Annotated in this window: 10 protein-coding genes, 1 pseudogene and 1 riboswitch; of the genes and pseudogenes, 2 read left to right on the top strand and 9 right to left on the bottom strand. The window is 72.1% G+C overall.

All coding sequences use genetic code 11. The features are described 5' to 3' along the window. Window positions 1–61: 61 nt before the first annotated feature. From ACIRQ7_RS26720 to ACIRQ7_RS26695, 6 genes are all read right to left on the bottom strand, one after another. Complete coding sequence (locus tag ACIRQ7_RS26720; RefSeq protein WP_404265220.1) at window positions 62–514, bottom strand: septum formation initiator family protein; 453 nt, start codon at window positions 512–514, stop codon at window positions 62–64. 141 nt (window positions 515–655) lie between these two features. Further along, window positions 656–1,936, bottom strand: coding sequence for a phosphopyruvate hydratase (eno, locus tag ACIRQ7_RS26715; protein ID WP_401472925.1), 1,281 nt, complete (start codon window positions 1,934–1,936; stop codon window positions 656–658). Between the two features lie 278 nt (window positions 1,937–2,214). Further along, window positions 2,215–2,874 carry a transglycosylase family protein gene (locus tag ACIRQ7_RS26710; protein ID WP_404265219.1) on the bottom strand — a complete coding sequence of 220 codons (660 nt, stop codon included), beginning with the start codon at window positions 2,872–2,874 and terminating at the stop codon, window positions 2,215–2,217. Between the two features lie 7 nt (window positions 2,875–2,881). Next, a riboswitch (cyclic di-AMP (ydaO/yuaA leader) is annotated at window positions 2,882–3,051 on the bottom strand. A gap of 261 nt (window positions 3,052–3,312) precedes the next feature. Continuing rightward, window positions 3,313–4,341: a transglycosylase family protein gene (locus tag ACIRQ7_RS26705; RefSeq protein ID WP_404265218.1), complete on the bottom strand. Its 1,029-nt coding sequence runs from the start codon at window positions 4,339–4,341 to the stop codon at window positions 3,313–3,315. 274 nt (window positions 4,342–4,615) lie between these two features. Further along, window positions 4,616–5,992 carry a cytochrome P450 gene (locus ACIRQ7_RS26700; protein ID WP_404265217.1) on the bottom strand — a complete coding sequence of 459 codons (1,377 nt, stop codon included), beginning with the start codon at window positions 5,990–5,992 and terminating at the stop codon, window positions 4,616–4,618. An 89-nt stretch (window positions 5,993–6,081) separates the two neighbouring features. After that, on the bottom strand, window positions 6,082–6,957 hold the full coding sequence (locus tag ACIRQ7_RS26695) for a LysR family transcriptional regulator (RefSeq protein WP_401472908.1): 876 nt from the start codon (window positions 6,955–6,957) through the stop codon (window positions 6,082–6,084). Between the two features lie 137 nt (window positions 6,958–7,094). On the opposite strand from ACIRQ7_RS26695, the pseudogene ACIRQ7_RS26690 reads away from it, so the two are divergent. Then, a pseudogene (locus ACIRQ7_RS26690) lies at window positions 7,095–8,285 on the top strand (MFS transporter); the annotation flags it as partial. A gap of 131 nt (window positions 8,286–8,416) precedes the next feature. Here ACIRQ7_RS26690 and ACIRQ7_RS26685 read toward each other — a convergent pair. The 3 genes from ACIRQ7_RS26685 to ACIRQ7_RS26675 form a co-directional block, all read right to left on the bottom strand. Beyond that, complete coding sequence (locus tag ACIRQ7_RS26685; RefSeq protein WP_404265216.1) at window positions 8,417–9,514, bottom strand: nucleoside triphosphate pyrophosphohydrolase; 1,098 nt, start codon at window positions 9,512–9,514, stop codon at window positions 8,417–8,419. 203 nt (window positions 9,515–9,717) lie between these two features. Next, window positions 9,718–10,362 carry a SurA N-terminal domain-containing protein gene (locus tag ACIRQ7_RS26680; protein ID WP_404265215.1) on the bottom strand — a complete coding sequence of 215 codons (645 nt, stop codon included), beginning with the start codon at window positions 10,360–10,362 and terminating at the stop codon, window positions 9,718–9,720. Window positions 10,363–10,531: 169 nt separating this feature from the next. Then, window positions 10,532–11,332: an HNH endonuclease family protein gene (locus ACIRQ7_RS26675; RefSeq protein WP_404265214.1), complete on the bottom strand. Its 801-nt coding sequence runs from the start codon at window positions 11,330–11,332 to the stop codon at window positions 10,532–10,534. 80 nt (window positions 11,333–11,412) lie between these two features. Here ACIRQ7_RS26675 and ACIRQ7_RS26670 point away from each other — a divergent pair, with 80 nt between their 5' ends. Next, window positions 11,413–12,894 carry a DUF2079 domain-containing protein gene (locus tag ACIRQ7_RS26670; protein WP_404265213.1) on the top strand — a complete coding sequence of 494 codons (1,482 nt, stop codon included), beginning with the start codon at window positions 11,413–11,415 and terminating at the stop codon, window positions 12,892–12,894. The last annotated feature ends 1 nt before the right edge of the window (window position 12,895 follow it).

Genomic DNA, 12,895 nt, shown 5'->3' with positions numbered 1-12,895 from the left:
TTTCGGTGAGGTGAGTGGTGCGGAGGGGGCGGGAGTGCGGTGCGGAATCCCGGCGTACGGGCTACCGCTTGTCGGCGGAGTCGACGCCGTCCCACAGGTTCTCGTACCAGGGGCGCTGTGCCGTCGGCGGCCCCTTCTTCGCTGTGGCCGTGCCGGAACCGTCCTGGACGATGTATCCGGTCTCCCCCGGCGCGACGAAGTGCAGATGCCGCCGGGCCTGCTGCCGGACGTACTCCGGATCCTGCCAGCGGGACTTCTGGTCGCGCAGCCGGTCCAGCTCCCGGCCGGCGGTCTCGGCTTCGCGACGCTGGTCGGTGATGTCCGAACGCTGCGAGATGTACTGCCTTATGGGATAGGCGAGCGCGACGACGAGCGAGCACATCACCATGGCCAGCAGCGCGGCGCGTCCGGTGAGGCGGTTGCGGCGGGGCTGCCGGGCACGGTAGACCCGGGCGGCCGCCTGCTCTCCGAGCGCCTTGAGCCGGGTCGCGGTCGAGAACCGGTCCGCGGGCACATCGCCTCCCCTGTGTCGCCGGCTTGAGAACCTACGCGGGGGCCCTGCTCCGTGCCGAGCTCTTCGGAAGCAAAGCCGTCCCCGGCAACGGTACGGGACCGTTGCCGGGGACGCTTCGAGGTGCGGCGGAGCCGCTGCCGATCAGCTCTTGAAGCGCGGGAACGCGGAGCGGCCGGCGTAGACCGCGGCGTCGTCGAGGATCTCCTCGATGCGCAGCAGCTGGTTGTACTTGGCGACGCGCTCGGAGCGGGCCGGGGCGCCGGTCTTGATCTGGCCGCAGTTGGTGGCGACGGCGAGGTCGGCGATGGTGACGTCCTCGGTCTCACCGGAGCGGTGCGACATCATGCACTTGAAGCCGTTGCGCTGGGCCAGCTCGACGGCGTCCAGGGTCTCGGTCAGCGAGCCGATCTGGTTGACCTTCACCAGCAGCGCGTTGGCGGAGTTCTCCTCGATGCCGCGGGCCAGGCGCTCGGGGTTGGTGACGAAGAGGTCGTCACCGACGAGCTGCACCTTGGCGCCGAGCTTCTCGGTGATGACGTTCCAGCCGGCCCAGTCGTCCTCGAACAGCGGGTCCTCGATGGACACGAGCGGGTAGTCCGCGACGAGGCCCTCGTAGTACTCGGTCATCTCGGCGGCCGAGCGGTTCTTGCCCTCGAAGGCGTACGAGCCGTCCTTGTAGAACTCGGAGGCGGCGACGTCCAGCGCGAGCGCGATGTCCTGGCCCGGGGCGTAACCGGCCTGCTTGATGGCCTCGAGGATCAGGTCGAGGGCCTCGCGGTTGGAGCCCAGGTTCGGGGCGAAGCCGCCCTCGTCGCCGAGACCGGTGGAGAGGCTGCGCTCCTTCAGGACCTTCTTGAGGGTGTGGTAGACCTCGGCGCCCCAGCGCAGCGCCTCGGAGAAGGACTCCGCGCCGATCGGGGCGATCATGAATTCCTGGATGTCGACGTTGGAGTCGGCGTGCGACCCACCGTTGAGGATGTTCATCATCGGGACGGGCAGGACGTGCGCGTTCGGGCCACCGAGGTAGCGGAACAGCGGGAGGTCACTGGCCTCGGAGGCGGCGTGCGCGACGGCGAGGGAGACGCCGAGGATGGCGTTGGCGCCGAGCGAGCCCTTGTTGTCCGTGGCGTCCAGGTCGAACATCGCCTGGTCGATCAGCCGCTGCTCGGTCGCGTCGTAGCCGACGAGCTCCGGGCCGATCTGCTCGATGACGGCCAGGACGGCCTTCTCCACGCCCTTGCCCTGGTAACGGCTCGGGTCGCCGTCGCGGAGCTCGATGGCCTCGAAGGCGCCGGTCGAGGCGCCGGACGGCACGGCGGCACGGCCCGTGCTGCCGTCGTCGAGGCCGACCTCGACCTCGACCGTGGGATTACCTCGCGAGTCGAGAATTTCGCGGGCTACGACGACGTCGATGGACGGCACGTTGTCTCCTTCGTGGGTGTCTGGAGTTGCAGCACGAGCCTAACGGGCTCGGGCCGATCCGCTTGCCCTCGGCCCGCTCAGCGGGACGAAAAGAGGCCCAAAGGCCCAGTTCACAGGGCGTATGGCGCATTGTTCGCGGAACGGGAAATCTCGAACTGAGCGGCCGGTCACGGGGCTGCGGGGCGCGCGGCCCGGGGAACGGAGAAGCCCCGCCCGGCGCGTCGGGGGTCGCGCCGGGCGGGGCCGTCTCACGGGGTCCCGATGAGGGGGACGACGGCTCAGACGTTGAGCTGCTGGCCGGGGAAGATCAGGTTCGGGTTGCCGCCGATGACGGACTTGTTCTCCGAGTAGACGGACTTCCAGTCCTTGCCGTGCGCCTTGGCGATCTTGGCGAGGGTGTCGCCGGCCTTCACGGTGTAGTTGCCGGAACTGTTGGACTTCTTCGGCGCGGGGGTCCGCTCGGGCGCCGGGGCCTCCTTGGCCTCGGGCTTGGCCGGGGCCTCCTGCTTCGGCGCGGAGTCGGTCTTCGCGTCGTTGCCGGAGGTGTCGACGTCGGCGGCGGGGCCACCGGAGGTCAGGTTGCCGGCGCCGGCGCAGGACCAGGCACCCGGGCCCTGGATGGCGAGGAGCTTCTCGGCGGCGGCTATCTGCTGGCTCTTGGTGGCCAGGTCGGCGCGGGCGGCGTACTGGGTACCACCGGCGGCGGCCCAGCTGGAGTTCGAGAACTGCAGGCCACCGTAGTAGCCGTTACCGGTGTTGATCGACCAGTTGCCGCCGGACTCGCACTGGGCGACCTGGTCCCAGGTGGAGACGGAGGCGGCGGAGGCGGAAGTGGCGCCCATCAGCGGGACGGCCACGGCGGCACCGGCGATACCCGCGAGGGTGGCGACGCGGACGGCCTTGGACGGACGACGGTGCTTGCCCTTGATGATCAGCATGGTTCGTTCGTTTCCTCACCGACGCCTACGAGGTGAGCTGTCGGGTTCGGGCCATGTGAGTTGCCCGGCCGTGTGTGCATGACACATGGCTTCACCCCAAGCCGGTTGACCCGCTTTCGCGGGTGGGGCCGGCACTTACCTTGGGTCCCCCGCTCCTGCCTTCGGCGCTTGCGCGTCGACTGCCTCCGACCGCCGGCAGGATTCGGCGATGCGATCGAAGGGCCCGCTTTGGCGAGCGGTCCTGACGTTAAGCAGGAACCCCCTTGGTGTTCAAACCCCACCTTCTGAACCAAGTTGACCCTTTTTGATCACGGGTTGCTCACATTTCCGCAGGTGGCACCCGGTATCGAATCGGGCGGCAGGTCGGACACCACGCCCCGGAACGAGATCCATGTCTCACTTTCCTCAAATGGGGCGAAGGTGTCCGAACTCCCCTTCTCAGTTCCCCAGATTGAGCAGCTGCCCCGGGTGGATCAGGTCCGCGTCGTCGCCGACGACGTCCTCATTGCGGTCGTACAGCGCGGTCCACCCGCCGGCCAGCTCATGGCGCTCGGCGATGGCTGACAGGCTGTCACCCGCACGCACGGTGTACTCGCCGTCGGCCGGCTCCGTGCGGTGCGCGTCGTCGCCGCGCGAGGCGTGCCGGCCCGACGGCCGGTCCTCGTCGCCCGAGCCGCCCGCGTCCGCGTCGCCCCGGCCGGCGCTCTTGCCGTCGCTCTTGTCCTCATCGGCGTCGTCGCTGCCGCCGCGGTGCTTGCCCTTGGTGGGTGTCTCGCTCGGCTCGCGGTCGGCGGAGCCGGAGTCGGAGGGCGAACCGCTCTCCCCGTCACCACGACCGCTGTCTTCCCCGCGGTCGTCCCCGCGGTCGCTGCCGTCGGTCCGGTCCCCGCGGTGGTCGCCCTCGTCGTCGCCCGGCGTCGCGGAGTCGGAGGGCTCGTCCGCCTCGGGCGCGTCGGAGGAGTCCGTGGGGTCGGTCGGTTCGAACGGGTCCGAGGCCTCCGGCGCGGGCGTCCCGTCGGAGGTGTCCGACGGGTCGGGGTCGTCGGACGACGAACCGGACGGGTCCCAGGGGTTCGAGGAGTCGTCGGTGTCCGAGGACTCCGACGGGTCGGGACGCGGGCTGCTGGTGCCGCCCGGGTCGACGCTCGGCGCGCGGCCGTCCTGGGTCAGCCCGGCGTTCACCGCGCAGCTCGGCCAGGCATCGGGGCCGAGGTCGTCGAGGATCGCCTCGGCCACGGATATCTGCTGGGAGCGGCTGGCGTAGTCGGGGCGCGAGGCGTAGGTCGCGCCGCCGTGGTCGTCCCACATGTCCTGCGTCAGCTGCAGGCCGCCGTAGAAGCCGTTGCCCGAGGCCGAGCTCCACACCCCGCCGCTCTCGCACTGGGCGACGCGGTCCCAGGTGGCGGTGTCGGCGGCGTGTGCGCTGCCCGCGCCGAGCAGGGGCAGCGCGATGGCCGAGCCGGTCACTCCCGCCGTGACAAAGATGGCCGGTGCTTGACGGGGGCGCCGGTGTCGGCCGTTCCCGGAACGCATGCGGTTGCCTTTCGAGCGGCGGTTGAGTTGTCCGTACGCCGATGCGCGGAACGCACCGTTGGACGGGTGCATCGTGCCATCGCTTCGGCCGATCGGGTGAAGCATGTCGATCGTGGGTGGAAAGGTAGCCGGGGTTACGGGTAGTCACAAGCCGGTGTAGTGGAGATCACGTAAAGGTCACGCGTCAGGAGGTTTGCCTGATGGCGCATCAGTCGTCGTCGGTCTGCGGGCCCCTCGGCGCGGGGGTGAACTCCACCGGCAGTGACCGCAGTCCGCGCATGATGAGCCCGCCGCGCCAGCGCAAATCGTCCGGATCCGCCGCAAGCCGGAGGTCCGGGAGCCGGGTCAGCAGCGTCGCGAGGGCGGTCTGCCCCTCCAGCCGGGCCAGCGGCGCGCCGAGGCAGTAGTGGATGCCGTGTCCGTATCCGAGGTGCTGGTTGTCGCGCCGGGTGAGGTCGAGGGTGTCCGGCTCGGCAAACCGCTCCGGGTCGCGGTCGGCGGCGGCCAGCACCACCAGGACCGGGTCCCCTTCGGCGATCCGCTGCCCGCCGAGCGTCAGGTCCTGGGTCGCGAACCGCCAGGTCGCCAGCTCGACGGGACCGTCGTACCGCAGCAGTTCCTCGACGGCGGTGGCCAGCAGCTCGCTGTCCCCCGCCGCGATCGACTTCTGCAGCAGTTCGCGCTGGGCGGGGTGGCGCAGCAGCGCGTAGGTGCCGTTGCCGATGAGGTTGACGGTGGTCTCGAAGCCGGCGAAGAGCAGGATGAACGCCATCGCGGCGACCTCGTTCTCACTGAGGTGCTCGCCGTGGTCGGAGGCCCGGATCAGGGCGGAGATCAGGTCCTCGTCGCCGTCCGCCCGCTCGCTCAGCGTTTCGCGCTTACGGTGGATCAGCTCGGCGAGGTAGCCGCGCATCTTCTTCACGGACTTCGCCACGCCGCCGCGCGGACCGCCGCTCTGCCCGGCCTTGGTGTGCCGCAGCATCATCCCGGCCCAGTCCCGGAAGTCGTCCTGGTCCTCGCGCGGGACGCCGAGCAGATCGCAGATCGCGTAGATGGGGAGCGGGAAGGCGAACTCGTGGAGGAGGTCGGCCTCGCCCCGTTCGGCGAAGCCGTCGATGAGGGCGTCGGTCAGCTCCTGTACGCGCGGCGCGAAGGCGGCGACCCGGCGCGGGGTGAAGGCCTTCGCCACCAGGCGGCGCAGCCGGGTGTGGTCCGGCGGGTCGATGTTGAGCAGGTGGGTCATGAGGTTGGCGCTGCGTTCGCCGGGGATGCCGACCTTGCCCTTGCCGTGGGCCGCCTCGCTGTGGTGCACCGGGTTCTTGGAGAGCCGGGCGTCGGCGAGTGCCTGCCGCGCGTCGTCATAGCGGGTCACCAGCCAGGCCTCGACGCCGCTGGGCAGCGCGGTGCGGTGCACCGGCGCGTGCTCCCGCAGCCAGGCGTACGCCGGGTACGGGTCGGTGGCGAACTCCCAGGTGAAGAGCTCGGGGGCGGGCGGGACGTGCGCGGCTGCGGGGCAGCTCGCGGGGGTGGCGGAGGGGGCTTCGGCGGGGCCGTCCGCAGGGCAGGTACCGGGCTTGTCGTGCACCTCCCGACCGTAACCGCCCGCCGCGCTCCGGCGTACCCGCGGACCTCACGGCGTACGCCGGGCCGCACCGGAGCCGTTGCCCGGTCCGTCTACCCGGGGGCCACCCCCAGCTGCTCCAGGAACGCCGCGGCCGCCGGCGACGGCCCGAGGCCGCTCCACACCAGCCGCTCGGTGCGCTCGGGCGCGGGCCGGACCCGCAGGGTGTGCAGCCCGGTCAGTTCGGAGGCGATGGCCTCGGGGACCATGCCGACACCGAGCCCGGCGCGCACCAGCTTCGCCAGGAACTCGACGGTGGTCACCTCGAACGCCACGTCCGAGGTGAGCCCCGCCGCGCGGAACGCCTCGTCGCGCTGGCGGCGGGCCGCCGACCCCGCGGTGAAGTCGACAAAGGTCTCCCGGGCCAGCCGCGACAGCCGCGTCGTGCGCTGCCCGGCCAGCGGATGCCCCGGTGCCACCACGGCGACCAGTTCGCCGCGGGCCAGCTCCTTCTCCCGCACCCCGGCGGTCCGGGCGCCCGGCACAAGACCGACGAACGCGACGTCCAGGGTGCCCTGCCGCACCTGCTCGATGAGCGGGTCGCTCATCTCCATCTGCAAGCTGATCCGCACCTGGGGGTGGGACGTACGGAAGACGCCCAGCTCCCGGGCGAGATCGACGGCGGAGACGGTCGAGATCGCCCCCACCGCGAGCCGCCCGCGTACCTCGCCGGTCGCCGCGGCCACCTCCGCGCGGGCGCGTTCGGCCGCCTGCAGCGCCTGCCGGGCGACCGGGACGAAGGCCTCGCCCGCGACGGTCAGCCGGACGCTGCGGCTGGTGCGGTCGAAGAGCCGCGCGCCCAGGTCCTTCTCCAGCCGGGCGATCTGGTGGCTGAGCGCGGACTGCACCACATGGCAGCGCTCCGCGGCCCGGGTGAACCCACCGGTCTCGGCCACCGCGACGACGTACCGCATCTGCTGGAGATCCATTCCCCGAGCGTAGCCATCCATCTCGATTCACGATCGATGCGATGAAAACGATGTGTTGGACTCATCGCTGCGCCGGCACGCAGGCTGGGGGTGCCCACGGTCACGACGGCGGCGGGCACCACGAGGGAGGGCATGTCATGGAGCAGGGGCAGGGACCGGCGCGGAGCCGGCTGGGGCGCGGCACGCTGCTGCTGATGTCGACCGCCACCGGCCTGTCGGTGGCCGGAAACTACTTCGCCCAGCCGCTGCTGGACGTCATCGGCCGCGATCTGCACCTGTCGTCGGCCACCGCCGCGCTGGTCGTGACCGTCGCCCAGGTCGGCTACGGCCTCGGGCTGCTGCTGCTCGTGCCGCTCGGCGATCTGCTGGAGCGGCGCCGGCTGGCCGTGGTGCTGACCACGGCGACCGCGGCCTTCCTGACCGTGACGGCGAGCGCCCCCAATGGCGCACTGCTGCTCATCGGCACCGCACTGACCGGCCTGACCTCGGTCGCCGCCCAGGTCGTGGTGCCGTATGCGGCGACCCTCGCCGCGCCGTCCGAGCGCGGCCGGACCGTGGGCACCGTCATGACCGGGCTGCTGCTGGGCATCCTGCTGGCCCGCACGGCCGCCGGGCTGCTCGCCGAACTCGGCGGCTGGCGCACCGTCTATTGGGTCAACGCCGCGCTGATGCTGCTGATGGCGCTGCTGCTGCGGCTCCGGCTGCCGACGCTGCGCACCACGGCGGGACTGCGCTATCCGGCGCTGCTGCGCTCCACGCTGGCGCTGTTCGCGCAGGAGCCGGTGCTGCGGTGGCGGGCGGCGCTGGGCGCGCTGGTCTTCGCGGGGTTCAGTGTGCTGTGGACGGCGATGGCGTTCTTGATGTCCGGTCCCGCCTACGGCTGGCAGGAGTCGGCGATCGGGCTGCTGGGGCTGGTGGGCGCGGCCGGTTCCCTGTCCGCTTCGGCGGCCGGCCGGCTCGCCGACCGGGGGCTCGTCCACCGGGTCACCGGCGTCGCGGCCTTCCTGCTGCTGGGTTCCTGGGGGCTGCTGGCGGCCGGCGGGGCGGGCGGCGCCTGGTCGCTGGCGGCGCTGCTGACGGGTGTGGTCGTGCTGGACGGGGCCGTGCAGGCGGTGCACATCAGCAATCAGAACCAGGTCTACGCGATCCGCCCCGAGGCTCGTAACCGGCTCAACTCCGCCTACATGACCAGCTACTTCGTCGGCGGCGCGGTCGGCTCCGCGCTGACGTCGGTGGTCTGGAGCGCGGCGGGCTGGGGCGGGGTGTGCACCCTGGGCGCGGCGCTGGCGGCAGCGGCGGTCGCGGTCTGGCTCGCCGACCGGCTCCGCCCCGGGAGCCGCAACGGGGACGGGACGGAGAACGGGGACGGGACAGCGCCGGGGACGGCGAAGCGGCTGGGGAGGCGGGCCGGGGGGCGGAAGGCACCCGCCGGGCCCGCGGCCGAACCCGACCCCACGGCTCAGCCCTCGTCCGCCTCTTCCTCCACCGCATCGGCGTCGTCCACCGCGTCCTCGTCGTCCGCCGTCTCCGCCGCGTTCCGCCGGCCGGCCGGAGGCAGTCCCTCCGCGGCCCGGATCGCGTCGCGGTAGGTGCGGGCGGCGGCGCGCAGCGCGGTCTCCGGGTCGAGGCCGGCGGCCTCGGCACGGACGGCGAGCGCCAACAGCTCATAGCCGATGCCGTCGCCCGCCGGGACGGCCTCGATACCGGCCGTACGGGCGCGGCCGGCGAGCTTGCCGGCCAGCGCCAGGGCGGGCTGGCCGAGCGGCACGCCCTCGGTCACCGAATCCCGCTGCTTCTCGACGGCCTTCGTCCGCAGCCAGTGGGCCTTCACGTCCTCGGGGGTCGTGGCGGTCTCGTCGCCGAAGACATGCGGATGGCGGTGGATCAGCTTCTCGACGAGGGTGGCCGCCACATCGTCCAGCGAGAACGGCTCGTCCGGGTCGTCCTGCGCGATACGGGCGTGGAAGACGACCTGGAGCAGCACATCGCCGAGCTCCTCGCGCAGCTCCTCGCGGTCGCCGTCCTCGATGGCCTCGACCAGCTCGTGCGCCTCCTCGATGGCGTACTTGGCGAGGTCCTGGTGGGTGCGGACACCGCTCCAGGGGCAGTCGGCACGGATCTGGTCCATCACCTGGACGAGATCCAGCAGCCGGGCGCCCGGCAGGTCGTAGGACCCGGGCAGCAACTCCAGGTCGGGCATGGACTCGCGGCCGGAACCGGCCAGCCGGGCCAGGCCGTCGGTCAGGGCACTCTCGCCGTCGGCGGAGGTCAGCACGACCGCGGTGCGGGCACCCGCGAGGCAGTAGTCGACCAGCTCACGCGCGCTGGGCGCGGCCCCCTCCACCTCGATGCCGGCCTCGCGCAGATACGGCAGCTGCGGATGATCCGCGTCGGCGCACAGCACCCGCCCGGCCGTCCGCAGCGTCTGCCAGGCCGGCCAGGACAGGAGTCCGGGCGCGACGCGGTGGCTGGTGGTGAGCAGGACCAGGCGTCCGGTGCCGTCGCCCTCGGGGCGGGCTTCGGCGCCGGCGTCGGCAAAGGAGGCGTCAGCGTTCACCCGTCGAACGTAACGCACCCCACCGACAACGCCCGGCGCGGGCGGTACGGACGATCTGCGGCCGGCACGTACGACCCGCGGGCGGTACGTACGACCCGCGGGCGGTACGTACGACCCGCGGGCGGTACGTACGTACGACCGGCGGGCGGCACGGACCCGGCCGTGGAACCGCCCGACAGCCCCCGTGATCCAAACGACCGGCCCTAGGCCTGCTGCTGCTTCTCCGCGGGGGCGGTGGTGATCCACGGGTCCTTGGTCTGGCCCAGGATGACCTCCTTGTCGTCCCACTCGCCGAACCGCGGGTTCACGTCGATCCCCATGGAACGCGAGGTCTTGGACAGCGCCTTGGCGAGCTGCTGCTGGCCCTGCGGCTGGGTGCGGTCGGCGCCGAGGCGCTTGGAGAGGCCGTCGAGCAGGAGCTGGTTGCGGACCATCGCGTCGATCTCGTCGGGGGCGATGGCCTGCTGGAGCCACATCGCCTTCAGCCGTGCGGCGCCGCCCGCCCGCTTCTCGGCCTGCGCCCGCCACTTCTGCACGTCGTTGCGGGTGACCGTCACCCCGGCGTCCTTCGCGCTGCGCGCCAGCACCTGGTCGAAGATCATGCCGTTGAGGGTGGCCAGGCTGAGCCGGCCGGTGTTCATGATCATCTGCCCGCCCTGCGGGGACTTGCCCTGCGCCTCGCGCACGTCCTTCACCCTCGCCTGCAGCTGCGAGACGCTGATCCGCTTCCCGTCGACGACGGCCGCGGCACCGGGGTGCGCGTCGCTGCCGCAGGCGGCCAGCAGCGGGGTCGCGGCCAGCAGGGCGGTGGTGGCGGATACGGAGAGCGCTGTCCTACGGCGGAACACTTGGCCTCCCGGCGGATGGTGCGACGGAGTCTCGACCTTGAGTGATCGATGTTATGGAGTCGGCGTGGCCTGGGCCACACCCTTGGCCAACAACGATCCGCGCCGTCGGCAGTTTCTCCGCACCCGGCGGGGCCCCCGCACGGCCTCTCCGACGACGCCCCGACGCCCGTCAGCCGCCGCACTGCCGCAGCATCATCCGCTTGTCGGGGGACGTCACCGGCAGCCGGTACTTGAGGGAGACCTGCGCGAAGCGCACCGCGTACGCGCACCGGATGGTCCGGTCCGGCGGGAGCCAGGACGCCGGACCCGAGTCGCCCTTGGAGCTGTTGGCCGGGCCGTCGACCGGAAGCAGGTTGAGCGGGTCGTTGGCGATCTGCTCCCGCTTGCCGGTGTCCCAGCGCGCGGCGCCCATCTGCCAGTCGTACGACAGCGGCATCACATGGTCGATCTGCACCGCCGTGGCCTTCGCCTTCCGCCACCGCAGGGTCGTGCCGGTATAGGGGTCGCGCAGGGTCATGGACTCCACGACGCAGGTCGATCCGGCGCGGTGGCGCAGCGCGTCGCCGTCCCGGGCGAGCAGGTCGTTGCGTGTGTCACATCCGTTGCGGGCCAGCGGTATCCCGTCGGCCGTGTCCTTCCAGGCGTAGCCGAACTTGTCCCGCTCGTAGCCGGTACGCGGTCCGCGGCCTTTCGTCGCCACCTGCCCGATGAGCGCACGGGCGCGGCTCAGCTCGGTCTTCGAGGTGAGGGCGGCCAGCCCGGGTTTCGTGCCGTCGGGGTTGTCCAGCGGGCTCACCGCCCGGCCCGCGCCGCCCGGCGGTGCGGGAACGGACGGGCGCGACTCGGCGTCTGAGTCGTTGCCCCCACTGCCGATGCCATGGGGGGTGCAACCGGTGAGCGTGAGCAGCGCGGCCAGCGCCGTGGCGGAGGCGGCGGCGAGGGGGCGGGCGGGGAGTGCGGTCCGTATCAAGTCGGTGTCCTGTCCGGGAGCCTGGGCCGGTGTGCCGTTTCGCGTATCTTTTCGGATCGGAGTGGAGAGTGAGGACCCCGATGGAAACGGCCGCAGCAACGGCAGCGAGCTCCCGTCCGGGAACGCCGGCCGCCACCGGCCCGGGGTCCCGCGTCCCGGAGCCCGCACGGCGGGCCGCACACCGGCTGCGGGAGCGGACCGCTGACCTGCGCGCGCCCCGCTTCGACCCGTACTGGATCGCCGGGTTCCTCTTCGTCGCGTTCGCCGTGCTGTCCTACAGCCGCTTCCGCACCCTGTCGATATCGTCCTGGGACCTGGGCATCTTCGAGCAGGCGGTACGCGGCTACGCGCACTTCCGGGCGCCGGTGGTCGACCTCAAGGGGCCCGGCACCAACATCCTCGGTGACCACTTCAGTCCCGTACTGATCGTGTTCGCCCCCCTCTACCGCCTCATCCCCTCCCCGGTGACCCTGCTCACCGCGCAGGCCGCGCTCTTCGCGGTGTCCGCGGTCCCGGTCACCCGCGCCGCCGCCCGCCACCTCGGCCGCGGTCCGGGCCTGGCCCTCGGCATCGCCTACGGCATGTCCTGGGGTGTCCAGAAGGCCGTCGACTTCGACTTCCACGAAATAGCCTTCGCGCTGCCGCTGATCGCCTTCTCCCTCGAAGCGGTACTGCGCGGCCGCTGGACCGCCGCGGTGTGCTGGGCCCTGCCGCTGGTGCTGGTCAAGGAGGACCTGGGGGTGACCGCGGCGGCCATCGGGGCCCTCGCCCTGATCCGCACCCGCCGCGCGTCCCCGCTGCCCATCGGCCTGGTCGCCTTCGGCATCACCGCCACCGCCGTCACCCTCGGCCTGATCATCCCCGGCTTCAACGGCAGCGGCTCGTACGACTACTGGAGCAAACTCGGCGGCGACGGCGGCGGGGCCCCCGGCATACCGCCCGGCACCGTCCTCCACACCCTCCTGTGGATCCTGCTGCCCACCACCGGCCTGCTCGCCCTGCGCTCCCCGCTGCTGCTGGTCGCGCTGCCCACCCTGGGCTGGCGGTTCCTCTCCCGCGAACCCCACTACTGGGGCATCGACTGGCACTACAACGCCGTCCTGATGCCCGTCGTCTTCCTCGCCCTGATCGACGCCCTCGCCCATACCCGCGTCTCCCCCCGCCCCTGGCTGCGCGCCTACGCCCTGCACCTGCCGACCGCCGTACTGGCCGCCGCCCTCGCGCTGACGACGACGCTCCCGCTGTCCCGCCTCACCGAGGACGCCACCTACCGCAAACCCGCGCCCGTCACCGCCGCCGAACACCTTCTGGACAAGATCCCCGACGGCGCGAGCGTCGAGTCCGACATCCGCCCGCTGAGCCGCCTCACCAGCCGCACCCGGGTCTTCTGGATGGGCGACACCCGCGGCATCGCCCCCGACTACATAGCCGTCCAGCTCCGCGACGGCCGCACCCCCCAACAGGCCCTCGCCGACGCGGCCCACCGCCACCCGAAGTCCACCTACGTCCCCCTCGGCGGCGCCGCGGATCTCGTCGTATTCCACAGGACATCCGCGCGCTGAC

This window comes from Streptomyces sp. NPDC101393, assembly GCF_044767385.1.
Taxonomy (GTDB): Bacteria; Actinomycetota; Actinomycetes; order Streptomycetales; family Streptomycetaceae; genus Streptomyces.
Note: the sequence above shows the minus strand (reverse complement) of the source record. Positions and strands in the feature narration are given on the sequence as shown.

Excerpts from the sequence above, each read along its gene's own strand:
- ACIRQ7_RS26710 (WP_404265219.1), bottom strand. The coding sequence starts at position 2,874 with ATGCTGATCATCAAGGGCAAGCACCGTCGTCCGTCCAAGGCCGTCCGC.
- ACIRQ7_RS26670 (WP_404265213.1), top strand. The coding sequence starts at position 11,413 with ATGGAAACGGCCGCAGCAACGGCAGCGAGCTCCCGTCCGGGAACGCCG.
- ACIRQ7_RS26695 (WP_401472908.1), bottom strand. The coding sequence starts at position 6,957 with ATGGATCTCCAGCAGATGCGGTACGTCGTCGCGGTGGCCGAGACCGGT.